General features: G+C 60.9%; 23 protein-coding genes, 1 pseudogene and 1 riboswitch. Of the genes and pseudogenes, 11 read left to right on the top strand and 13 right to left on the bottom strand.

The features are described 5' to 3' along the window. Positions 1–438 (bottom strand): Lrp/AsnC family transcriptional regulator, encoded by a 438-nt coding sequence (locus HJB89_RS14925; protein ID WP_207582048.1) that lies wholly within the window; start codon positions 436–438, stop codon positions 1–3. A gap of 123 nt (positions 439–561) precedes the next feature. On the opposite strand from HJB89_RS14925, the gene rocF reads away from it, so the two are divergent. From rocF to HJB89_RS14905, 4 genes are all read left to right on the top strand, one after another. Continuing rightward, positions 562–1,497, top strand: a complete 936-nt coding sequence (gene rocF / locus HJB89_RS14920; protein ID WP_221140183.1) for an arginase — start codon at positions 562–564, stop codon at positions 1,495–1,497. Positions 1,498–1,511: 14 nt separating this feature from the next. After that, entirely contained in the window at positions 1,512–2,711 is a 1,200-nt protein-coding gene (gene rocD / locus HJB89_RS14915) for an ornithine--oxo-acid transaminase (protein ID WP_207582050.1), read from the top strand. Positions 2,712–2,959: 248 nt separating this feature from the next. Further along, positions 2,960–3,436 (top strand): chemotaxis protein CheW, encoded by a 477-nt coding sequence (locus tag HJB89_RS14910; protein ID WP_007632607.1) that lies wholly within the window; start codon positions 2,960–2,962, stop codon positions 3,434–3,436. 283 nt (positions 3,437–3,719) lie between these two features. Further along, positions 3,720–5,495 (top strand): PAS domain-containing methyl-accepting chemotaxis protein, encoded by a 1,776-nt coding sequence (locus HJB89_RS14905; protein WP_221115514.1) that lies wholly within the window; start codon positions 3,720–3,722, stop codon positions 5,493–5,495. A gap of 141 nt (positions 5,496–5,636) precedes the next feature. On the opposite strand, the gene HJB89_RS14900 is transcribed toward HJB89_RS14905, so the two are convergent. The 9 genes from HJB89_RS14900 to soxR form a co-directional block, all read right to left on the bottom strand. Next, the gene (locus HJB89_RS14900; protein WP_207582052.1) at positions 5,637–5,882 is read right to left on the bottom strand and encodes a formate dehydrogenase subunit delta; all 246 of its coding nucleotides are present in this window, start codon (positions 5,880–5,882) and stop codon (positions 5,637–5,639) included. After that, positions 5,872–6,696, bottom strand: coding sequence for a formate dehydrogenase accessory sulfurtransferase FdhD (fdhD, locus tag HJB89_RS14895; protein ID WP_207582053.1), 825 nt, complete (start codon positions 6,694–6,696; stop codon positions 5,872–5,874). Before fdhD ends, HJB89_RS14900 begins: the two co-directional genes overlap by 11 nt. A 37-nt stretch (positions 6,697–6,733) precedes the next feature. Continuing rightward, complete coding sequence (gene fdhF, locus HJB89_RS14890; protein WP_221150132.1) at positions 6,734–9,613, bottom strand: formate dehydrogenase subunit alpha; 2,880 nt, start codon at positions 9,611–9,613, stop codon at positions 6,734–6,736. A 69-nt stretch (positions 9,614–9,682) separates the two neighbouring features. Then, positions 9,683–11,239, bottom strand: coding sequence for an NADH-quinone oxidoreductase subunit NuoF (locus HJB89_RS14885; protein WP_221150131.1), 1,557 nt, complete (start codon positions 11,237–11,239; stop codon positions 9,683–9,685). After that, positions 11,236–11,715: a formate dehydrogenase subunit gamma gene (locus HJB89_RS14880; RefSeq protein WP_207582056.1), complete on the bottom strand. Its 480-nt coding sequence runs from the start codon at positions 11,713–11,715 to the stop codon at positions 11,236–11,238. Before HJB89_RS14880 ends, HJB89_RS14885 begins: the two co-directional genes overlap by 4 nt. A gap of 237 nt (positions 11,716–11,952) precedes the next feature. Next, entirely contained in the window at positions 11,953–12,846 is an 894-nt protein-coding gene (locus HJB89_RS14875) for a LysR family transcriptional regulator (protein ID WP_007632598.1), read from the bottom strand. Positions 12,847–13,018: 172 nt separating this feature from the next. Further along, a complete protein-coding gene (locus HJB89_RS14870) occupies positions 13,019–13,360 on the bottom strand; it encodes a helix-turn-helix transcriptional regulator (RefSeq protein ID WP_221115509.1) in 342 nt (113 codons plus the stop codon). 102 nt (positions 13,361–13,462) lie between these two features. Next, positions 13,463–14,233 carry an SDR family NAD(P)-dependent oxidoreductase gene (locus HJB89_RS14865; RefSeq protein ID WP_207582058.1) on the bottom strand — a complete coding sequence of 257 codons (771 nt, stop codon included), beginning with the start codon at positions 14,231–14,233 and terminating at the stop codon, positions 13,463–13,465. 110 nt (positions 14,234–14,343) lie between these two features. After that, positions 14,344–14,808, bottom strand: coding sequence for a redox-sensitive transcriptional activator SoxR (gene soxR / locus HJB89_RS14860; protein WP_207582059.1), 465 nt, complete (start codon positions 14,806–14,808; stop codon positions 14,344–14,346). An 83-nt stretch (positions 14,809–14,891) separates the two neighbouring features. On the opposite strand from soxR, the pseudogene HJB89_RS14855 reads away from it, so the two are divergent. The 7 genes and pseudogenes from HJB89_RS14855 to HJB89_RS14825 all read left to right on the top strand — a co-directional run bounded on the left by HJB89_RS14855 (position 14,892) and on the right by HJB89_RS14825 (position 21,433). Beyond that, positions 14,892–15,463: pseudogene (locus HJB89_RS14855) on the top strand (NADPH-dependent FMN reductase). A 162-nt stretch (positions 15,464–15,625) separates the two neighbouring features. Then, positions 15,626–15,739, top strand: a riboswitch (TPP riboswitch). Further along, complete coding sequence (locus HJB89_RS14850; protein ID WP_207582061.1) at positions 15,730–16,362, top strand: YkoF family thiamine/hydroxymethylpyrimidine-binding protein; 633 nt, start codon at positions 15,730–15,732, stop codon at positions 16,360–16,362. (Overlaps the previous riboswitch by 10 nt.) Positions 16,363–16,451: 89 nt before the next feature. Continuing rightward, positions 16,452–17,258 carry an ABC transporter permease gene (locus HJB89_RS14845; RefSeq protein WP_207582062.1) on the top strand — a complete coding sequence of 269 codons (807 nt, stop codon included), beginning with the start codon at positions 16,452–16,454 and terminating at the stop codon, positions 17,256–17,258. Continuing rightward, positions 17,255–18,061: an ABC transporter ATP-binding protein gene (locus HJB89_RS14840; protein ID WP_207582063.1), complete on the top strand. Its 807-nt coding sequence runs from the start codon at positions 17,255–17,257 to the stop codon at positions 18,059–18,061. Before HJB89_RS14845 ends, HJB89_RS14840 begins: the two co-directional genes overlap by 4 nt. Before the next feature lie 74 nt (positions 18,062–18,135). After that, entirely contained in the window at positions 18,136–19,146 is a 1,011-nt protein-coding gene (locus HJB89_RS14835; RefSeq protein WP_221150130.1) for an ABC transporter substrate-binding protein, read from the top strand. Positions 19,147–19,307: 161 nt separating this feature from the next. Then, positions 19,308–20,528, top strand: a complete 1,221-nt coding sequence (locus HJB89_RS14830; protein WP_207582065.1) for an acyltransferase — start codon at positions 19,308–19,310, stop codon at positions 20,526–20,528. Positions 20,529–20,695: 167 nt separating this feature from the next. Further along, entirely contained in the window at positions 20,696–21,433 is a 738-nt protein-coding gene (locus HJB89_RS14825; RefSeq protein WP_207582066.1) for a sugar transferase, read from the top strand. Positions 21,434–21,548: 115 nt separating this feature from the next. Here HJB89_RS14825 and HJB89_RS14820 read toward each other — a convergent pair whose 3' ends face one another. From HJB89_RS14820 to atpD, 3 genes are read right to left on the bottom strand one after another with little or no spacing between them, the layout of a single operon-like run. After that, positions 21,549–21,956, bottom strand: coding sequence for a F0F1 ATP synthase subunit epsilon (locus HJB89_RS14820; RefSeq protein WP_207582067.1), 408 nt, complete (start codon positions 21,954–21,956; stop codon positions 21,549–21,551). Then, positions 21,956–22,195: a hypothetical protein gene (locus tag HJB89_RS14815; protein WP_207582068.1), complete on the bottom strand. Its 240-nt coding sequence runs from the start codon at positions 22,193–22,195 to the stop codon at positions 21,956–21,958. The genes HJB89_RS14820 and HJB89_RS14815 overlap by 1 nt, the downstream gene beginning before the upstream one ends. Next, on the bottom strand, positions 22,195–23,631 hold the full coding sequence (gene atpD, locus HJB89_RS14810) for a F0F1 ATP synthase subunit beta (RefSeq protein WP_207582069.1): 1,437 nt from the start codon (positions 23,629–23,631) through the stop codon (positions 22,195–22,197). The genes HJB89_RS14815 and atpD overlap by 1 nt, the downstream gene beginning before the upstream one ends. Between the last annotated feature and the right edge of the window lie 23 nt (positions 23,632–23,654).

Genomic DNA, 23,654 nt, shown 5'->3' with positions numbered 1-23,654 from the left:
TTAGAAACCCGTCTTGCTCGTCTTGAGAAGGATGTTGGTCTCGGTTGAGTTGATGCCATTGATCAGCCGGATGCGGCGCAGCGTCTCGTCGAATGAGGCAAGGTCGCGATCCTCGAGTTCGGCGACGAAATCCCATTTGCCGTTGGTGCTGTGAAGCGCGCGCACTTGCGGCACCCCCCTCAACTGATCGGCCACCCTGTCGGCGAGCTTGCCGAGCACCTCGATCATGACGATGGCGCGCACCCCGGCGGACCGGGTCTCGTGACCGGTGCGGATGGTGAAGCCGACGATGGTGCCGCCGGCGACCAGCCGGTCGATACGGGCGGCAACCGTTGCCCGCGATGCGCCAGTCATCGCCGCAAGCGAGGAGACGGAAATCCGGGCATTGTGGCGAAGTGCACTCAGAAGCTCAGTATCGAGATCATCCACGCTAATCACTTTGTCAAAAGTGGTTTATCAATATGCGCAATCATACTCCATTTCTGACATTTTTCCATCTTTTTGCCGCCAGCCGTTTAACCCACTATCGCCTCAAACAGGCCTCAACACGGAGCCCCTTAGATGAATGCCCAATCGCAATCTGTCACCCTCATCGGCGCGCCGCTGGAAGAAGGCTCCGGCCGCAGGGGCGCTGCCATGGGGCCTGCGGCCCTGCGCATTGCCGGCGTCGACCAGACATTGATCGAGCTTGGCCATGACGTCGCCGACAGCGGCGATCTCAGGATCGTGCCGGCGATGGATCTGCCGAACCATCCGAAAGCCCATAATCTTAGGATCGTCGGCGCCTTCACGCGGGCTCTCGAAAGCAGCGTCCACGACGTGGCCGCCTCCGGCCGTTTTCCGCTGATCCTCGGCGGCGACCATAGCCTTTCCATGGGCACTGTCTCCGGCATGGCCCGTTACGCCGCCAGCAAAGGCCGGCCGCTCTTCGTGCTTTGGCTCGATGCCCACACCGATTTCAATTCCCCGGCCACCTCGCCCTCCGGTAATATTCACGGCATGCCCGTCGCCTTCTTCTGCGGCGAGGCGGAGTTTGCCCAGATCCTGCCGAAGGATCGCCCGTTCGTTGACCCGAAGAATGTCTTCCAGGTCGGCATCCGTTCGGTCGATGCGCGCGAACGCGAGGAGATCCACGAACATGGCGTCAACGTTTTTGATATGCGCGCCATCGACGAGCAGGGCATCGGTGCCATCATGCGAGAGATCGTCAGTGTCGTCGCCAAGGCGAACGGCCTGCTGCATGTCAGCCTCGACCTCGATTTCCTCGACCCCGAAATCGCCCCCGGCGTCGGCACGACAGTGCCTGGCGGCGCGACCTTTCGCGAGGCGCATCTGGTGATGGAAATGCTTTCGGACAGCGGCCTCGTTTCGTCGCTCGATCTCGTTGAACTCAATCCGTTTCTCGACGATCGCGGCAAGAGCGCCCGCATTCTGGTGGAGCTGACGGCAAGCCTCTTCGGCCGCCGCATCTTCGATCGCCCGACACGCGCTGCATAAAAAGGGGAAGAACCATGAACACCTCGGAAAAACTGATCGCCACCGAACAGCGGCTCGGCGCCAACAACTACAAGCCGCTCGACGTGGTGCTGACGCGCGGTGAAGGTGTTCATGTCTGGGATACCGACGGCAATCGTTATCTCGATTGCCTCTCGGCCTACTCCGCCGTCAACCAGGGCCATTGCCATCCGAAGATCCTCGCCGCCATGGTCGAGCAGGCGGGCAGGCTGACACTCACCTCCCGCGCCTTCCGCAACGATCAGCTCGCCTATCTCTACGAAGAACTCGCGGCCCTCACCGGCTCGCACAAGATCCTGCCGATGAATTCCGGCGCCGAGGCGGTGGAAACTGCCATCAAGGCGGTTCGCAAATGGGGATACGAGGTCAAGGGCGTACCGGAAGGCAAGGCGGAGATCATCGTCTGCGCCGATAATTTCCATGGCCGGACGCTGAGCATCATCAGCTTCTCCACGGACCCCGACGCCCGCACCGGCTTCGGCCCCTACACCGCCGGTTTCCGCATCATTCCCTTCGGCGATGCCGAGGCTTTCGCCGCCGCAATCAACGGCAATACGGTGGCCGCCCTGATCGAGCCGATCCAGGGGGAAGCCGGCGTCGTCATCCCGCCGGCCGGCTATTTCACCCGCATCCGCGAGCTCTGCACGGCAAACAACGTCACCCTCATTCTCGACGAGATTCAGACCGGCCTCGGCCGCACCGGCAAGCTGCTGGCCGAGGAACACGAAGGCATCGAGGCCGATGTGACGCTGATCGGCAAGGCGCTGTCCGGCGGCTTCTATCCCGTCTCGGCCGTGCTTTCCAATTCCGAGGTTCTGGGTGTGCTCAAGCCCGGGCAGCACGGCTCGACCTTCGGCGGCAATCCGCTCGCCTGCGCGGTGGCGCGCACCGCCCTGAAGGTACTGACGGAAGAGGGCATGATCGAGAACGCCGCTGATATGGGCGACTATTTCCTCGAAGGCCTCAAGTCGATCCGTTCGAACATCGTCAGGGACGTGCGCGGCCGCGGCCTGATGATGGCCGTCGAGCTGGAACCCGAAGCCGGCGGCGCACGGCAATATTGCCATGCGCTGAAGGAGCGCGGCCTTCTCGCCAAGGATACCCACGACCATACGATCCGCCTCGCCCCGCCCTTGATCATATCAAGGGAGCAGGTGGATTGGGCGGTCTCGCAGATTGAAAAGACGATCACCTGAGCCGGATCGTCGAGTTGTTCGGCGCCGGTCACGCATTTGCAGGCGCCGGCTTCCACCCGAGGCAGAAAACCTTTGCAATCTGGTCTGCCAATTTAGATTTGGGCAACACTCTTCCGTTACTGTCGTCAATAACCGTAACGATGCTTCGCACAAAGCAAAGTCATCGCGTGGTGTGAAGGCAAAGCTGGTCCGTGCCAATGGTGGCGCGCCTGCTTCTGCCCTGGCTTACGACAGTTGGGAAGAATTCTATGGCCACGATCAATTCCACTAGCTTCAGCGGCGATACGCTCGAGATCATTGCCTTCCGCCTGCATGATCAGGAATTCTGCGTCAAGACCACGACCATCCGCGAAATCCGTGGCTGGGCGCCGTCGACGCCGATCCCGCATGCGCCGGCCGATGTCATCGGCGTCATGAACCTGCGCGGCTCGGTGATCCCGATCATCGACCTCGCTTACAAGCTCGGCATGAAGAGCACCGTTGCCAACGAGCGTAGCGCCATTGTCGTCGCCGAAGTTCACAGCATGGTCATCGGCATGCTCGTCGACCGCGTCTCGGATATTCTCACTATCTCGTCCAGCCAGGTCCAGCCGGTACCTGAGGTGACCGCGTCCTTCGACCGCGCCTATTGTGAAGGCATCATCGCTTCGGAAAACGGCATGATCTGCTTCCTGAACCTTGCCAAGATGTTCAAGGAAAACGAAACAGACGAACTGGCCGCGTGATCCGCTCAAACTATTCAACTATTGAAAACCGCCCACTTCGGGCGGTTTTTTATTGCCGCCCCGAGCAGATTGGCTGTGTCAGCGTCGCATCATATTATTAGCAATATCTTTTATACGCAATTTTAACCACGCTCCCTCAGCATGGTGATGCATACGGATGATAAGTCTCCGGCGCAGTGGGAGTGATAACCGACTACCGGTTCGTCCCGGCTCCGCATACCTTGTCCGCCCCCTCGCTTCTCCGGCCGAAACAGCAAAAGCTGTGCATCTCAAAGGGACAGGAATGTTTGGTCTTACCTCCGATTCGAAATACATTCTTGACGCCATCTCCAAATCGCAGGCGATCATCGAATTCGATCTCAAGGGAAATATTCTCACGGCGAATGAGAATTTCTGCAACGCGCTTGGTTACCGTCTGAACGAGATCGTCGGCAAGCATCACAGCATGTTTTGCGAGCCGGCCTATACAGCGACGCCCGAATATCGCGCCTTCTGGGCGCGGCTTGGACGCGGCGAATATGACGCCGGCGCTTATAAGCGGCTCGCCAAGGGCAACAGGGAGATATGGATCCAGGCTTCCTATAACCCTGTTTCAAAGGGCGGAAAGCCATACAAGGTGGTGAAGTTTGCCGCCGATATCACCGCCGCGAAGAAGCAGGCGGTCGAAGATTCCGGCAAGCTCGAAGCGATCTCGCGCTCGCAGGCGGTGATCGAATTCACCCCGAAGGGCGAAATCCTGACCGCCAATGAAAATTTCTGTCAGGCCATGGGATATTCCCTGGCCGAAATCACCGGCAAACATCACAGCATCTTCTGCGACCCGGCATATACCCGCACCGAGGATTACAGCAGCTTCTGGCGACGTCTCGCCAATGGCGAATTCATCGCCAACGAATTCGTCCGTTTCGGCAAGGGTGGCCGCGAAATCTGGATTCAGGCCGCCTATAACCCGATCGTCGATGCCGACGGCAAGGTCTACAAGGTGGTGAAGTTCGCAACCGACGTCACCCAGCGGATGAGCGCGATATCCCTGCTCGCCGGCGCGCTGCGTCAGCTTTCCGAAGGCGATCTGACGAGGACGGTGGACACACCCTTCGTCCCCTCGATGGAGCAATTGCGCCAGGATTTCAATACCGCGGTCAGAGGTCTTGCCGAGACGATGAAGACGATCGGCGAGAATGCCAGTGCGATCGCCGCCGGCTCGAGCGAGATCGGCGGATCGGCGGATTCTTTCTCCAAGCGGACGGAACAGCAGGCCGCATCGATCGAAGAGACCGCAGCCGCGCTGGAGGAGATCACCACCACCGTCAACGATTCCAGCCGCCGCGCCGATGAGGCGGGCCGCCTCGTCGCCGTGACCAAGCAGGGCGCCGAGCAGTCGGGCGTCGTGGTCCGCAACGCCGTCGCCGCCATGGACCAGATCGAGCAGTCCTCGCGCGAAATCACCAACATCATCGGCGTCATCGACGATATCGCCTTCCAGACCAACCTCCTGGCGCTGAATGCCGGCGTCGAGGCAGCCCGCGCCGGCGAGGCCGGCAAGGGCTTCGCCGTGGTGGCCCAGGAGGTCCGCGAGCTCGCCCAGCGCTCTGCCAAAGCCGCCAAGGAGATCAAGGCGCTGATCAATACGTCGAGCGATCTCGTCAAGAACGGCGTCGGCCTCGTCGGCCAGACCGGCAAGGCGCTCGAGCAGATCGTCACACAGGTCGGCGATATCAACGGCAACGTCGTCGCCATCGTCGAAGCCTCAAAGGAACAGGCAACCGGCCTTAAGGAAATCAACCAGGCGGTCAATACGCTAGACCAGGCAACCCAGCAGAACGCCGCCATGGTCGAGGAAAGCACCGCCGCCAGCCATAACCTGGCAAAGGAAGCCGAAATGCTGCGGGTCCTGCTGGCAAGGTTCCGCCTGCCCGGTCAGACCCGGACCCCGGCCCAGCAGACTGCCGGCAGGCTAGACGCAAGACAGGCAGGCTCGCCGGCGCTGCATCTGGTTTCGCGTGTCGCAAAGGCGCACGGCGCTACTACTGCAAGCGCACAGAGCTGGGAAGAGTTTTGATGTCAGTCTTCCGGCACATCGCCATTATACGGTGCCGCCGCACGGCGGCACTTTGATCGTACTACGCAGCATACGCGGTAAAGAGCGTCGCAGGAGGCCGATGCGACGCGCAGCTTGCCCCCGTCCATGAGCCGATCAATACTACCGGGCCTGGTTTGCGTCCGGCTCGGGCTTCCGGATCAAGGGAGCGGCCTGAAGCACCAGTGCATCCAGGCCATTCTCCTGGGTTTCCAGGATTTCGAACAATTGCCGCCGCATGCGCGGCTCCCAGAATTTGTTGATATGGGTGGCGACGCCCTCGACGGCCTCGCTTGCCGGCTGGCTCTTGAAAAAAGTGGCGATCTGGTTTGCCATGTAAACGAGCTTGGTCTTGGTATCATGCGACATCGGCAATGCTTCCGGGCGAGATGCGGTGCGGGTGGGTGAAAATCTCGAAATCCTCGCCGCGCACTAGCGCGACGAGCGTCATGCCGGCCGCTGCGGCGGTGCGGATGGCAAGAGCGGTCGGCGCTGAGATGGCGATCAGCACCGGGCTGCCGAGGATCGCCGCCTTCTGCACCATCTCCAGGGAAAGCCGGCTGGTGACGACGACGGCGCCGTCCGCGCCCCTTTCGCCCGACCCGATAACGGCGCCGCAGAGCTTGTCCAAAGCATTGTGCCGGCCGACATCTTCGCGCACCGCAACCAATCCCCGGCCGGGAAGATAAAAGCCGGCGCCATGCACCGCCCGCGTTTCGCGATGCAGCGGCTGGGCTTCGTTCAGAAGTAAAACGGCCCGCACGATATCGGCATGCGACAGCGACAGCGACGATGCCGAGACATCGGGCACCGACCGCACCGCCTGCTCGATCGATTCGATGCCGCAGAGCCCGCAGCCGACCGGTCCCGCCATGCTGCGGCGGCGTGCCCGTAGCCGGTCAGCGACATCGTCGACAAGGCTCACCTGAACATCGATCCCCTGCTCACCCTCGACGACCTCGATGTCGGAGATCTCCGCCGGTCCGGTAATGATCCCTTCGGTCAGACTGAACCCGACGGCAAAATCCTTAAGATCGGCCGGCGTCGCCATCATCACCGCGTGTGAGCTGCCGCCATAGGAGAAGGCAATCGGCACCTCTTCCGGCACGATACGCGAACCGGTCTGCAGGATGCCATTGCGGCGCGCGGTTTCGGGAGCGCGGGTGGTGACGGCGAAGGTCATGATGCAAGCCCCTCCTTGCCAAACCACCCCCACATCGTCACTCCGCTGCCTCGAGCTTGCCGGCGATACGGCGCGATTGCCGCGCCTGCTCGTCATATTCGAGCTGCCATTCGCTCGGCCCGTTGGAGGGCGAGACCTGCACCGCCGTCACCTTGTACTCAGGGCAGTTCGTCGCCCAGTCGGAGAAATCGGTGGTGATGACGTTCGCCTGCGTATTGGGATGATGGAAGGTCGTATAGACGACACCCGGCGCAACACGATCGGTAATCAGGGATCTCAGCGTGGTGTCGCCGGAGCGGCTGCCGAGCTTTACCCAGTCGCCGTCGCGAATGCCGCGCTGCTCGGCATCGTGCGGATGGATCTCCAGCCGGTCTTCGGCGTGCCAGACGACATTTTCGGTCCGCCGCGTCTGCGCCCCGACATTGTACTGGCTGAGGATGCGGCCAGTGGTGAGCAGCAGCGGGAAGCGCGGGCCGGTGCGCTCGTCGGTCGCGACATATTCGGTGCGGATGAACTTGCCCTTGCCGCGCACGAAGCCGTCGACATGCATGATCGGCGAGCCGAGCGGGGTCTTCTCGTTGCAGGGCCACTGCACCGAGCCGATCTTGTCGAGATAGTCATAGGAGACCATCGCAAAGCTTGGCGTCGTCGCGGCGATCTCGTCCATGATCTCCGACGGATGGGTGTAATTCCAGTCGAGCCCCATCGCCTGGGCAAGCTTCTGCGTCACCTCCCAGTCGCCATAACCGTTGCGCGGCGACATCACCTTGCGCACGCGGTTGATGCGGCGCTCGGCATTGGTGAAGGTGCCGTCCTTCTCGAGGAAGGTCGAGCCCGGCAGGAAGACATGGGCGTAATTGGCGGTCTCGTTGAGGAACAGGTCCTGCACGACAACGCATTCCATCGCCGCAAGCCCGGCTGCGACATGTTTGGTATCCGGATCGGACTGGAGAATGTCCTCGCCCTGAACGTAGAGGCCTTTGAAGGAGCCATCGACCGCCGCATCCAGCATGTTCGGAATGCGCAGGCCCGGCTCTTTGTCGAGCTTCACGCCCCAGAGTTTCTCGAAGATATCGCGCGTCGCATCGTCGGAAATATGCCGGTAGCCCGGCAGTTCGTGCGGGAAAGAGCCCATATCGCAGGAGCCCTGCACGTTGTTCTGGCCGCGCAGCGGGTTCACGCCGACACCGGGACGGCCGATATTGCCGGTCGCCATCGCCAGGTTGGCGATTGCGATGACCGTGGTCGAGCCCTGGCTGTGTTCGGTAACGCCGAGACCGTAGTAGATCGCGCCATTGCCGCCCTTGGCAAAGAGCCTTGCCGCGCCACGCAGATCCGCCGCCGGCACGCCGGTGAAGATCTCGGTCTGCTCGGGACTGTGTTGCGGTTCGGCGACGAAGGCGGCCCAGTCCTCGAATTCCGACCAGTCGCAGCGCTCGCGGATAAACTTCTCGTCAAAGAGCCCTTCGGCGACGATCACATGCGCCAGCGCCGTCATCACCGCAACGTTGGTGCCGGGTTTCAGCGGCAGGTGGTAGGAAGCCTCGACATGCGGCGAGCGGACGATATCGGTTCGACGCGGATCGATGACGATGAGCTTGGCCCCCTGGCGGAGCCGCTTCTTCAATCGCGAGCCGAACACCGGATGCCCCTCCGTCGGATTGGCGCCGATGATGACGACGACATCAGAATGCTCGACACTGTCGAAATTCTGCGTTCCGGCCGAAGTTCCGAACGTCTGGCCGAGACCGTAGCCGGTCGGCGAATGGCAGACGCGGGCGCAGGTATCGACATTATTGTTGCCGAAGCCGGCGCGGATCAGCTTCTGCACCAGGTAGGTTTCTTCATTGGTGCAGCGCGAGGAGGTGATACCGCCGATCGCCTCGCGGCCGTATTGATACTGGATGCGGCGGAACTCCGACGCCACATGCGCGATGGCTTCGTCCCAGCTGACCTCCCGCCAGGGATCGCTGACCTTTTCGCGGATCATCGGGTTGAGGATCCGGTCCTTGTGGGTGGAATAGCCGTAAGCGAAGCGGCCCTTGACGCAGGAATGGCCGCGATTGGCCTGGCCGTCTTTCCACGGCACCATGCGCACCAGTTCCTCGCCGCGCATTTCCGCCTTGAACGAGCAGCCGACGCCGCAATAGGCGCAGGTGGTGACGGCCGAATGTTCCGGCTGGCCGATCTCTATCACCGACTTCTCCGTCAGCGTCGCCGTCGGACAGGCCTGGACGCAGGCGCCGCAGGAGACGCATTCGGATTCCATGAAATTCTCGTGCATGCCGGGGGATACGCGCGAACCAAAACCGCGTCCCTCAATCGTCAGCGCGAAGGTGCCCTGCACTTCCTCGCAGGCGCGCACGCAGCGCGAACAGACGATGCACTTGGAGGGATCATAGGTGAAATAGGGATTGGACTCGTCCTTCGGCATCCATTTCAGATTGATGTCGCCATTGCTGCGCGCCTTGACGTGGTTGTCGCCCTCGTAGCCGTAGCGCACATCGCGCAGGCCGACGGCACCAGCCATGTCCTGCAATTCGCAATCGCCGTTGGCAGCGCAGGTCAGACAGTCGAGCGGATGGTCGGAAATATAGAGTTCCATCACGCCGCGGCGGATGTCCTTCAGCCGACCCGTCTGCGTATGCACCACCATGTTTGCCGCCACCGGGGTCGTGCAGGAGGCAGGTGTGCCGTTGCGTCCCTCGATCTCGACGAGGCAGAGCCGGCAGGAGCCGAAAGCGTCGACCATATCGGTGGCACAGAGCTTCGGCACCTTGATGCCGGCCTCCATCGAGGCCCGCATGATGGAGGTACCTTCCGGCACGTTGATCTGCTGCCCATCGATGGTGAGCGTCACCATCGCCTCGGATTTCGAAGCCGGGGTGCCGTAGTCGATTTCATGGATGAGCGACATGGTCGGCCTCTTGTACGGAAGTGGAAATGCGCGATGCAGGAAAGAGTGTGGGTGCGACGTGAGATGTCATCACTCAGCCGCCTCCACCATCGGCGCCGGCGAAAAATCCTCCGGGAAATGCGTCATCGCACTCACGACGGGATAAGGCGTGAAACCGCCGAGCGCACAGAGCGAACCGAACTTCATCGTGTTGCAGAGATCGGCAAGCAGCGCCCGGTTCTTCTCCGGCTCGATGCCTTGGGCGATCTTGTCGGCCGTCTCGACGCCGCGTGTCGAGCCGATGCGGCAGGGCGTGCACTTGCCGCAGCTTTCGATTGCGCAGAATTCCATGGCGAAACGCGCCTGCTTCAGCATATCGGCGGTGTCGTCGAAGACGACGATGCCGGCATGGCCGATCAACCCGTCCTTGGCGGCGAAGGATTCATAATCGAACGGCGTGTCGAACAGCGCCCGCGGGAAATAGGCACCAAGCGGCCCGCCGACCTGCACGGCCTTGACCGGTCGCCCCGTCGCCGTGCCGCCGCCGATCCCGTCGACGATATCTCCGAGCGAAAGACCGAAGGCCGTTTCATAAAGCCCGCCATATCTGACATTGCCGGCGATCTGCAGCGGAATGGTGCCACGCGAGCGGCCCATGCCGAAATCGCGATAGAATGCGGCACCCTTTTCCATGATCACCGGCACGGAGGCGAGCGAGATCACGTTGTTGATGACGGTAGGACAGTTAAACAGCCCCTGATGCGCCGGCAGCGGCGGCTTGGCGCGCACGACGCCGCGCTTGCCTTCGAGGCTGTTCAGCAGCGCCGTTTCCTCGCCGCAGACATAGGCGCCGGCCCCGATGCGCACCTCGATATCGAAGGCACGGCCGGAGCCGAGCACCGATAGGCCGAGAATAGCGGCCTGGCGCGCGATGCCGACAGCCTCGCTCATCACCGCGATCGCATGCGGATATTCCGACCGCGTGTAGACGTAACCTTTCGTCGCTCCGGTGGCGAGGCCTGATATCGCCATGCCCTCGATCAGCACGAAGGGATCACCCTCCATGATCATCCGGTCGGCAAAAGTGCCGCTGTCGCCCTCATCGGCATTGCAAACGATATATTTGCGTTCGCCGGCGGCATCGAGAACGGTCTTCCACTTGATGCCTGTGGGAAAGCCGGCGCCGCCCCGTCCGCGCAGGCCGGAATCGGTGACTTCCTTGACGACCTCGGCTGGTGACATCGAAACGGCGCGGCGAAGACCGGCAAGACCGCCATGCGCCTCGTAATCGGCGAGCGAAAGCGGATCGGTGATGCCGCAGCGGGCAAAGGTCAGGCGGGTCTGTCCTTTGAGGAACGGGAGGTCTTCAACCTCCCCGAGACAGAGCGGGTGATCGCCACCATCAGCCATCCCGGCGTCGAACAGGCCAGGCACATCCTTTGCCTTCACCGGCCCGTAGCCGATCCGCTTGCCGGCAAGCTCGATCTCGACCAGCGGCTCCAGCCAGAACATTCCGCGCGAGCCGTTGCGCACGATCTCGGCATCGAGGCCGCGGGCGGCGATCTCCTGGGCAATCGCCTTTGCCACCATCTCGGCCCCGAGCGCCAGCGCTGCGGCATCGCGCGGAACATATATCCTGACCGTCATCGGCGTGCCTCCGCGACAAGTTCCGCGGCCAACTGATCGTCGATCCGGCCATAGACCTCGCCATCGAGCATCGCCGCCGGCGCGCAGGCGCAGAGCCCGAGACAGTAGACCGGCTCCAGCGTCACGGCGCCATCGAGCGTCGTCTGATGGAAATCGATGCCGAGCAGCGTCTTGAGGCGTTCGGCCAGCGCATCGCCGCCCATCGACTGACAGGCTTCGGCGCGACAGAGCTTCAGCACATGCCGCCCAGTGGGATGGTCGCGATAATCGTGATAGAAGGTCATCACGCCATGCACCTCGGCGCGGGAGAGGTTCAATTCCTCTGCAATAACAGGCAGGGCTTCCGGCGGCACATAGCCGAATTCTTCCTGAACCTGATGCAGAATGGGAAGCAGCGGCCCTTCGAGAAAGCGAAGATCGGCGATGATGGAACGGGTGCGCGTTGTGATATCGCCTTCGGCGATATGAATGGTCATAAGGTAGCTCTCCCAGCGGCTAGAGCATTTCCGTTTTTCTTCGAATCACGAAAATGCTCTATCTCTTTGTTTTTACGCAATTCCGAACGCAAAACCGCTTCACACTTTTGCTGGAATTGCTCTAGCGCGTTGCGGAATGGGCGCGCTCCCCCAGCCGAACGCTATTCCGCAAGCAACATCTCAGGGAAGCCGCCGGCAATCAATAAAGCTATCTCGTGGATCGATAGGTTTTTTCTATCAGAGTTCTTCATCCTGCACGAGCACCCGCGCTTCGTGCAGCAAGGCCGACACGAGCGGCGTAAACGGCTCGCGATACGGCGCGACAAGCCCGACCAGATGATGCGCCTCCGGCTCGACGATCGGGATCATCCGAATTTCCACTGGAAATCCAAAGGATTTCGCGACGTTGCGCGGCATGATGCTCGCCCAGCGCCCGGTCCTGACATGCGAGAACAGCACGATCATCGAGTTGGATTCGAGCGTCGGATGTACCGTGGCGCCGGCTTCCGTCAGGTGCCGGTTGATGATGCGACGGTTCTGCATGTCGGCCGTCAATAGACAAAGCCGAAGATCACCAACCTCGCGCCAGGTCACGTTGTCGCGATCAGACAAAGGGCTGCCTGCAGCCGTGATCAGATTATAGCGCTCGGCATAAAGCGGAACCGTCGTAACACGGCCGAGCGGTTCGTTTTCGAGATAGGTGATGCCGGCATCAATTTCGAGATTCTCGAGCATGCTCAGCACCTGCAGCGAATTGCGCGAGACGATCGAGAAGGTCACGCCGGGGTGCCGTTCCTGAAAAGGCGTGGTGATACGCGAAAGCATGGCAAGCGCGGTCGGAATGGCGGCGAGGCGAATGTGGCCGGAAAGGCCGCGGCGCGCGGCGCGCATCTCTTCGCGCATGGTGCGGGCATCGCCGACGATGCGCCGGGCCCATTCCAGCACGCGCTGGCCTTCCGGCGTCAGCCCCTGGAACCGCGAGCCGCGCTGCACCAGCATGACGCCCAATTGATCCTCGAGCTGCCGGATAGCCGCCGAGAGCGTCGGCTGCGAGATCCCGCACTCCTCGGCGGCACGGCCGAAGTGCTTTTCATTGGCAAGGGCGATAAAAAATTCCAGCTTGTCGATCATCCGGTCTCCCGCGACATTTCGCGTCCGGCCTCATCTTCGACATAGCAGCCGTGCTTCGCAAGGGCGGGTACTAATGCATGCCGCCAAAAGTGTGCAGCGGTTTTGGGACGACGACATGCATAAAACAAAGAATTAAAGCGCGTCGCATGAATCAAGTTTTATGCGACGCGCTTTAACAGTTTTCCGCAGCCGGAAAAAGATCGAACAGCGATTCGAGAAAACCCAGCACGTTGACATTGCCGATGCTGTAATAAACCTGCCTGCCCTGACGGCGCGTATTGACCAGGCCTTCGAGCCTCAAACGCGCAAGTTGCTGCGAGACCATCGCCTGCTGTATGCCGAGAATATTTTCGATTTCACCGACCGTTCGCTCCTCTTTCGCCAGTATGCAGAGGATCAGAAGTCGGGTGTGATGCGCCAAAGCTTTCAGCAGGTCGCTCGCTTCATGGGCTTTTCCAGCGAGTTTATGCAACTCCTGGCCGGTCATACCCGGCTCCGGTTTAGGCAACGGCATTCGATATCTCGGAAGGAGGCGGTGAGGTAGATCAGTACAATAGCATATTCGCACAAGCGAATTGGTCAATAGTGATGAAATGCCAAAAAAGGTCCAAGTAAATCAGCAGATAAGCTGTCCGCCATTGATCTCGATCACCTGGCCGGTGATGTATCCCGAGAGTGAGGGAGCTGCCAGGAACAGATAGGCGGGAGCGCAATCCTCCGCCGTGCCGAGTCGCTGCAGGGGGATGGATTTCCGGGTCTGCTCCAGCTTTTCTTTGGAGGAATAGCGCTCGTGGAAATCCGTCTCGATCGTTCCCGGCGAGACGCAGTTGACGCGGATGCCATCCGGGGCAAGCTCGCGGGCGAGCGCCTTGGAATAGGTCGCAACAAAGGCCTTCGAGGCCGAATATATCGAAGAGCCGGGGCTTCCGCCGGTCAGCGCCGAAATCGAAACAGTGTTGATGACGGCAGCGCCCTCGGCCGCCTTCAATGCCGGCAGCAATGCCCGCGTCAGCGCCACCACCGAAGTCTGGTTGAGCCGTATGACTGCCTCATATTCTGCGTCGGTCAGCGTGGCAGCGGGAAACCGGCCAAGCATGGTGCCGGCATTGTTGACGAGCACATGCACCCTGTCGAAGAAAGCGAGGACATCGTCGGCAAATTGCGCCGCCCCACCGATGGCGGAGAAATCGGCGTGCAGCAGCAGCGCCCGTCTTTCCGATTCAGCGGTCAGCAGGAAATCCGGCAGATCCCGTCCCGGCTTGCGCCCGGTATGGACAATCACCTTCGCGCCGCAGTCCAGAAACTGCCGGGCGACTTCAAGGCCGATGCCGCGGCCGGCGCCGGTCACGACGACATTGCGATTTTCGAACAATCTGGGATGAAACACGAAGCCGTCCTCCTCGCGGACAGTGCCGCCGGTTGCGTCACTCGCCCTTAACATATGAGCGCACCGACCGAAAGAAAGGCGCGCACCGATCTTTCCGGGGAAAACCAGGACTAGTTTTCGGCCTCCAGAAGCCGCGCACCCGGCCCTTCCTTGCCAAGCCGGTCGCAGGGATTACGCAGCGGACAGCTTTCGATCGACAGGCAGCCGCAACCGATGCAGCCGGTCAATCGGTCGCGCAACAGGCTGAGCCGCCTGATTCGCGCGTCGAGATCATCCTTCCAGCGCGCCGACAGCGTCTGCCAGTCGGCAACGGTCGGCGTTCGTCCCTGCGGCAGGGACTCGAACGCTGACTGGATTTCCGAAAGCGGAATGCCGACACGCTGCGCCACCTTGATGATGCCGAGACGGCGAAGCACATCGCGCCCATAGCGCCGCTGGTTGCCGCGGGAGCGGATGCTCGAGATCAACCCTTTGGTCTCGTAAAAATGCAGCGCCGAGACGGCGAGGCCGCTGCGCTCCGCCACTTCACCGACTGTCAGGAGCCTGCCGAGCGGCGTCGCAGGAATCGTATCCATCGCCTATTGACCTCAATATTAGTTGAGGTTTTATACCTGTTGCTCCTGCAATCGTAAAGTCCAATCGCAACAAGGAGCGACACATGAAAACACCCACCAGGCTGGCGGTCATCTACGGGAGCACGAGGGAAGCATCTGCGACCGGGTGGTCAAGTGGCTGACGGAGGAGCTCATCCGCTTCCCGCAATTCGATATCGACATCATCGACCCGCTGGATTTTGCGCTGCCGACCACCCGCGAATTGGCACATCCCGAAATCGCCAGGCTCGCCGAGCGGCTCGGCATGGCGGACGCGTTCATCATCGTCACGCCGGAATACAATCACAGCTTCACCGCCTCGCTGAAATTCGTCATCGATTTCTTCTTCGAGCCTTGGCAGGGCAAGCCGGTCGCCTTCGTTTCCTATGGCGGTATTTCCGGCGGCCTGCGCGCGGTAGAGCAGCTGCGCCTCGTCTTTGCCGAACTCCACGCCGTCACGATCCGCGATTCGGTCAGCTTCGCTGCGCCATGGAACCGCTTCGACGCGGAAGGCAGGCTCGACACTCCCGACGACGCGCTGCGCTTGCTCGGCCGAATGATGGCAAGGCTGGAATGGTGGACACGGGCGCTCGCCACCGCCCGTATCGATCGTCCCTATGCCGATATCGCCGCCTGAGACAGAAAGCTCCGGTTCCGTTCCCAGCAGGTACGGAACCTCTGGGAACACCCGGGCAGGACCTCGGTCCGGGTGTTGTCCGTCATATCAGGTTCATTCCGACCACGCGGACGGGTCTGCAATTTTGCGGTTGCGGGAAGAAAACCGCGATGATAGTTTCCGCCGAAATAACAGGGGAGCTCCGTATCGCCGGGGCTGAGATGCGAGGCGCAAGCCTCTGGACCCTTCAAAGCTGATCTGGGTAATGCCAGCGGAGCGAGGTTCAGATGTTCTCAGGCGCACAAGTGTCACTCTATCCGATGTCCGGCAATTTCGTCGGCATCATTCTCGATGCCGTCAAGGCGTTCGACCCCTATCGCGACCGGCTTCGCATCGAGACCGATGATATCTCCACCCTGCTGGTCGGCCCGCCTGATGTCCTCTTCGCGGCCATGCGCGATCTTTTCGTCGTCGCCGCCAATACCGGCGAGCATTGCGTGCTGTCCGCCGCGGTCTCACGCGGCTGCCCAGGTGAGCCCGACGACGCCATCTGCGGCGTCAAGCCCTCTGCCGGCCGGGCGGAGCCGCTTGCCGACCGGATTACATCAGCCCTTGCCGCCGTTGAAACCACCACGGAGACCGGACAGCCGGCGGCCGCGCAATTCTCGCTCTACGTCATGGGAACCGGCAGCCATATGGACGAGATCTATGGCTGCATCGATTTCTTGAAGCGCTCCGGCACCTTCGACCACGCCAAGAATTTCTGTACCCGGCTGGGGGGAGATGCCGGCGCCGTCTTCGCGACCATTCATGAGGCCTTCTATCGCTTCGGCGACCCGGTGGGACACGTGACGCTCGACATCACGGTCTCCGCCAATACAGCGCCGCGCGTCTTAGCAGACGCGCAAGGGACGCCGTAACACTTTAAATTGCTGCATAATTTTCCCTTAAATCGATTCCGATTTAAGGAATTATGCAGTGCCCGACGAAAGCCTGAAATCGAACGCTGATGACATCGCCACAACCATCGGATTCGCGCCTTGCCGCGCTCCGCGCCGCTCTCTACCGGGGCATACCGGCCTTTCTCGCGGGCTGCGCGTTTTTGGCGGCATGGGAACTCTATGTCGATCTTTCCGGCATCAAACCTTCCATCCTGCCGGCGCCTTCGCGCATTGTCATCCAGGGCTGGCTGAACCGTGAGGCGCTAATATCAAACACCTGGCCGACGCTGGGTGCGACACTCGGCGGTTTCGCGCTGTCGCTTGCCTTCGCCTTCGCCGCTTCGATCCTGATGGATTTCGTGTCTTTCATGCGCCGGGCATTGCTACCGATTTTCATCGCCAGCCAGACGCTGCCGCTGGTGGCGATCGCGCCCCTTGTCGTCCTCTGGTTCGGTTTCGGCCTGTTGCCGAAGATCCTGCTGGTGGCGCTCGTCACCTTCTTTCCGCTGTTGGTCGCCCTGCTGCAGGGCTATCAATCGACCGACCGCGACATCGCCGAATTGCTGAACTCGATGAAGGCGAGCCGCTGGCGGATTTTCCGCCTGGCGCGGCTTCCCTCCGCGCTGCCCTATTTCTTCGCCGGCCTCAGGATCTCGATCACCTATGCCGTCGTCGGCGCGATCTTTGCCGAATATGCCGGCGCCGCCCGCGGCCTCGGCATCTATATCCTCAACGCCAAGAACAATTTCCGCCCCGATCTCGTGCTTGCCGCCGTCGTCATCAGCGCCGCGCTCACACTCTGCCTCTTCGGGCTGACGCTATTGATCCAGCGCCTCGTCATGCCCTGGCAACGATCCCAGGAGTCGCGGCGATGAGCGATACGATGGTCGAACTGCGCAACATCTCGAAGTCCTTCGACGGCATGAAGGTGCTGGGCGATATTTCGCTCACTGTGGCAAACGGCGAGTTCGTTTCGATCGTCGGCCCGTCCGGCTCAGGAAAGTCGACGGTGCTCCGATTGCTGACACAGGCGCTTCGCCCCGATTCCGGCACCGTGCTTTTCAAGGACGCGCCGCTGGAACGGGCGCCGCATTCATTCGCCTTCATGCCGCAGCGCGATGCGCTGATGCCCTGGCGCCGGATCATCGACAATGCGGCACTTGGCCTCGAAGTGCGTGGCATGAGCCGCCGCGCTGCCCGCGCCACTGTGGCGCCACTGTTTGAGCGCTTCGGCCTTGCCGGTTTTGAACACCATTATCCATCCGAACTATCAGGCGGCATGCGCCAGCGCGCCGCCCTGCTGCGCACTGTCGTCCAGACCCAGGACATGCTGCTGCTCGACGAGCCGTTCGGCGCGCTCGACGCGCTGACGCGCACACAGATCCAGGAATGGCTGCAGAGCATGTGGACCGAACACCGCTGGACGGCGCTGCTGATCACCCACGACGTCCGCGAGGCCGTGTTCCTCTCCGACCGGATCTACGTGCTTTCGGCCCGCCCGGCGCGTATCATCCGCGAATTCCACGTTCCCCTGCCCCGTCCGAGAAGCCTTGCCGATCTCGGCTCGCCGGCGGCCCAGGCGATCGAAACCGAAATCCTGCAAACACTGCTTCATCCGCTCGAACAGGATGATTTTAGGCCGGTCGGCTTAAAATCTGAATCCTGTTCTACATTATAGAGTTAGAGCATGATGTCGTGAGAAAACCGCTCACACTTTTCGGCATCATGCTCTAGAGACCTGAGGAGGTCACCATGCTGCTTCTCACCCGTCGCCAGACGATCTTAGCCGCCATCGCCGCAAGCCTTGCCGGCCGCCCGGCCTTCGGCCAGTCAGCGCCCGCAAAGGTGCGCATGGCGCTCGATTGGACACCCAACACCAACCATATCGGCATCTATGTCGCCAAGGCGAGGGGCTTCTATACCGCCGCCGGCCTCGACGTCGAGATCCTTCCCTATGCCGACACCAGCGCCGGAACGCTGGTGTCGAACGGCGTCGCCGATTTCGGCATCAGCAGCGAGATCGAGGCCCTCATGCAGCGCGCCGCCGGCGGCGACGTGAAGATGGTCTACGGCGTCGTCCAGACCGAAACAGCGCGCCTTATCTACAAGGGCGGACGCGACGACATCAAAAGCCCTAGAGATCTCGACGGCAAGACCTATGGCGGCTTCGGCGGAACCTGGGAGAGCGCTTTGATCTCCGCGATGATCCGCAACGATGGCGGCAAAGGCGAGGTCAAGACCGTCACGCTCGGCACTTCCGCCTACGAGGCGCTGGACAATGGCTCGATCGATTTCACACTGGAGATCTACACCTGGGAAGGCATCGCCGCCGAGCTGGAAAAACGCAAGATCGGCCGCTTCCACTATGCCGACTATGGCGTTCCCGACGAACAGACGACGGTCATCGTCTCCAGCGACGCCTATCTCTCGGCAAATCAGGAAAATGCCCGCGCTTTCATTCAGGCAACGCGAAAGGGTTATGCCTATTCCGTCGATCATCCCGACGAAGCCTGCGCGCTGCTGATATCAGGAAGCAACGGCGCGCTGATGAACACGGAACTGGTGAAAGCTTCGCAGAAGGCATTGATCGACGGACACTTCCTGAAGTCCGAGGCCGGCGTAATCGGCACCCTCGACCCGGCCAAGGCCGATGCCATCGGCGGCTTCCTGGTCGCGAACGGCATCCTGGTCGACGCGAATGGCGCCGTACTCAAGGAGAAGCCGGACTTCTCCGCCTATTATACCAACGAACTGCTGGCCTGAGCCATTCCCGCCTTGCCCATCGCGGTTTTCCGCGGAAAAGCCCTTGGGCACTGCATAATTTCTTAAATCGGAATCGATATAAGAAAAAATTATGCAGTTATTCAAAGTGTTACAGTGCCACGCGTCTGAAAGGCGCGCGGCGCTGTAAGGCGAGGGACAAGATGCGCCAACAGGAGAGACTGGCCGGAGCGGACTTTCTGCGCGCGGCAGCCTGTCTGCTGGTGTTCGCCCACCATCTCGCGCTCCGGCTGGATATGCGCAGAATTCCCGACGAACTGGGACCCACCGCAAACATCCTCCGCTTCGGCAATTTCGGCGTTGCCATCTTCTTCGTGCTTAGCGGCTTTCTTCTTGCCCATCCCTTCTGGCGCGCGATCGACGACGGCAGCACCATGCCCAGCCTCCGCCATTACACAATCCGCAGGGCGGCACGCATCGCTCCGGGCTTCTGGGTGGCCGCAACCGTCAGCTTCACCCTCAGCCTGACGCTGCTTGCTCTGCCGCTGACGGCGGAGCTCGCCTTCCGCTATGTCTCCGGGCTACTGTTCATGAGCCAGTGGCATTGGCGCACATTCTTTCCCGTCGAAGCCGACGGGCCGCTCTGGTCCATTCCCTTCGAGGTCACCAGCTATGTGCTCCTGCCTCTCTGCTTTTTCCTGCTATTTCGTTTGCCCATCCTGAGGCAGCGTCCGTTGCTTGCCCGCTTTGCCTGGCTCTGCGTCATCACCGCTGTACTCTTGGCCCATGTGCTGATCCTCACCGTCTTTCCGCTCGACGATATCGGACGCGGCTGGCAATACGGCTTCCAAGGCGGGGCAAAGGAGTGGATGCCGCGATATAATCCGATCGGCTTCTTCGCCATCTTCGCATTGGGCGCGCTTGCCGCCGGCGTCGAAGTCATGCTCCCAAGAAGGCCCTCCGCCTGGTTCGATGCCGCAGCGCTGCTGGCCCTCGCTGTTGCCGGTTACCGTCTCGTCATATCGCCCGGCGGCTCCGCCGAAGCTTACGGCTGGCTCGAAATCCCCTATGGCTTCCCGGTCTTTCCGCTGGCGATCGCAACGGCGCTCGTTTCGCTCTGCCATTCGCAACGCCTCGGCAGGCTGCTCGACAACGCGCCTGTCCGCTACATCGCGAAAATCTCATTCGGCATCTATATCTGGCAGGAAATCATCCTGATATCGATCCAAAGGCTCGACCCGGGCTCATTCGGCGTTTCCTCGGAAATTGTCGTCACCGGCTGGCTGCAGTCTTGTGGATTGGCAGCCGCGCTCGTCCTTCTGGTCGCAAGTCTCAGCTATCATATGCTGGAAAAGCCTGCGATCGATGTCGGCAATCGCCTGACATCCCGCCAATCCAATCGGGCTACTCCTTTTAAAGTATAATTCTCCAGCAAGCTCAACTACTGGCATTATCTTTAAAAGGAAATACTCCCATTTTTGGTCTCATTCGGGTTAGCAATTTCTTATTTAGACCGATGACAAACGATACGAGAGCATGTATTTGTCTCTCTTCAGTTCAGTATCGCATCTAAACTTGTGGACCTTGCGTTATGAATGCTTTTACTTCGAAGACGAATTCACGCTTCGATCCGTCTCAGCGTCAGGACAAAACCAAGACCCTGGTTATCGCCAACTCCAACATTCGCCAGCCGGATAGCTTTTCCCTTGTCGAAAGAAAGATGATCGTGCGGCTGGGCACGAAGCGGATGTTCGATATCGTCGCCTCGGTCAGCGCCCTCATCGTGCTGGCGCCGTTTTTTCTGGCAATCGCTGTCTTCATCAAACTCGACGATGGCGGTCCGGTATTTTTCCGCCAGATCCGCTGGGGGCTCCACGGCCGGAAGATCACGGTGTTCAAGTTCCGCTCGATGCGCGCCGACGCTTGTGATCCGAGCGGCATTCAGCAGACCGTCAAGGGCGACAGCCGGATGACAGCTATCGGCGCGGTGCTTCGCAGGACCAACATCGACGAGCTGCCGCAGCTTTTCAACGTCCTGTTGGGCGAGATGTCGCTGGTCGGTCCGCGCTGCCATGCTGTCAATATGCGCGCAGCCGGCAGGCTCTACGAGGAGCTGGTGCCGGACTACCACCAACGCCACATCATGCGCCCGGGCATCACCGGCCTGGCGCAGACACGCGGCTGGCGCGGCCCGACGGCACGGCCATTGCAAGCGCGCGCCCGCATCGCCTGCGATATCTACTATGTCAGGCATTTCAGCCTGCTGCTCGACTTGAAGATTCTCTTGAAGACGCTCGTCATCGAGCTGCGTGGCGGCACCGGCTACTGAGACGGCTACGTCTTCCTTTGAAGCCGCCGATGGACATTGCCTGACCATTCCGAGGTATGAACCAACAAAAAAGGCGGCTGTTGTAGCCGCCTTTGATCGTTGCAGTCGATTGCGATCAATCCTGCTGGACGACGCCGCTCAGATGCGTCAGCTCCATGATGAAATGCTCGAGCTTCGACTTGTGCTCATGCAGCTCGGTATTCTCGAGTTCCGCGCGGGCGGCCTCGATGCGACGGGTCAACTCGTCCTTGTGAAGTTCCTCGACCGGAACAGCGGATTCGGCAAGCAATGTGCAGCCGGTCGGCAGGATATCGGCAAAACCGCCGAATACGACGTAATCCTGCTTCTTGCCGGAAGCCGAACGGACGCTTACGACACCAGGCTTGACCGTCGTCATTGTCGGCGCGTGGTGCGCCATGACAGTCATCTCGCCCTCGGTTGCGGGAATGACGACCTCAGTCACCATCTCCGACAGCAGCAGACGCTCCGGCGAAACGAGCTCAAAGTTGAAATTGTCAGCCATCAGTGACTTACCTTCTCGGCTATGGCTTTCGCATCTTGCAATTGGGTCCCGCAAAACGGGCAGTGCATTATCGCTTGGTCGAGATAACCGAGGCCTTCTTCGCTCTGGACAAGGCCGACCACCATCATCAGCACACCATTATCGGCGCGATAGACGGTCGGCGCTGCCGGCTCCGGAAGATCCGCCACGACCCCTTTCAGGGAGTCGCAGCAGAATATCTCGTCTAGCGCGTCGCTCATCAAACAGCTGCGAGCTTCTTGGCCTTTTCGATCGCTTCTTCCATCGAGCCGACCATGTAGAAGGCAGCTTCCGGCAGGTGATCGTATTCACCGTTGACCAGGCCCTTGAAGCCCTTGATCGTGTCTTCAAGAGCAACCAGCTTGCCCGGCGAGCCGGTGAAGACTTCGGCGACGAAGAACGGCTGCGACAGGAAACGCTCGATCTTGCGGGCGCGAGCAACAGCGATCTTGTCCTCTTCGGACAGTTCATCCATGCCAAGGATGGCGATGATGTCCTGCAGCGCCTTGTAACGCTGCAGCGTCGACTGAACCTTACGGGCGACGTCGTAATGCTCTTCGCCGACGACCAGCGGATCGAGCATGCGCGAGGTCGAGTCGAGCGGATCGACGGCCGGGTAGATGCCCTTTTCGGCGATCGAGCGCGACAGAACCGTCGTTGCGTCAAGGTGCGCGAACGAGGTTGCCGGCGCCGGGTCGGTCAAGTCGTCGGCCGGAACGTAGATGGCCTGGACCGAAGTGATCGAGCCGGTTGTCGTCGTAGTGATGCGCTCCTGCATCTGGCCCATGTCGGTGGCAAGCGTCGGCTGATAACCGACGGCCGACGGGATGCGGCCGAGCAGAGCCGACACTTCGGAACCTGCCTGGGTGAAGCGGAAGATGTTGTCGACGAAAAACAGAACGTCCTGGCCCTGGTCGCGGAAGTGCTCGGCGACCGTCAGGCCGGTCAGAGCGACGCGGGCGCGAGCGCCCGGCGGTTCGTTCATCTGGCCGTAAACCAGCGCGGCCTTCGAGCCTTCGCCGCCGCCATGCTTGTTGACGTTCGATTCGATCATTTCATGGTAAAGGTCGTTGCCTTCGCGGGTGCGTTCACCGACGCCCGCAAAAACTGAATAACCACCATGCGCCTTGGCGACGTTGTTGATCAGTTCCATGATCAACACGGTCTTGCCGACGCCGGCGCCGCCGAAGAGGCCGATCTTGCCGCCGCGTGCATAGGGGGCGAGAAGGTCGACGACCTTGATGCCGGTGACGAGGATCTGCGCTTCCGTCGACTGCTCGACATAGGACGGTGCATCCTGGTGGATGGCGCGCTTGTGCGCGGTGACCAGCGGACCAGCCTCGTCGACCGGTTCACCGATGACGTTCATGATACGACCGAGCGTCTCGTTGCCGACCGGAACCATGATCGGAGCACCAGTATCGCTGACTACCTGGCCGCGGACGAGACCTTCGCTTGAGTCCATCGCGATGGTACGGACTTCGTTTTCGCCAAGGTGCTGTGCAACTTCGAGAACCAGACGGACGCCGTTGTTGCTGGTTTCCAGCGCGTTCAGGATCTTCGGCAGTTCGCCTTCGAAAGCAACGTCGACGACGGCGCCGATAACCTGTGTGACTCTGCCGACAGAGCCGATCTTGGGGGTAGCTGCCTCAGCCATTTTCTGACCCTCTTTTCCTAGCC

The organism is Rhizobium sp. NZLR8 (assembly GCF_019685025.1).
Classification (GTDB): Bacteria; Pseudomonadota; Alphaproteobacteria; order Rhizobiales; family Rhizobiaceae; genus Rhizobium.
The sequence above is the reverse complement of the archived record's forward strand: the minus strand, read 5'-3'. Positions and strand labels throughout refer to the sequence as shown.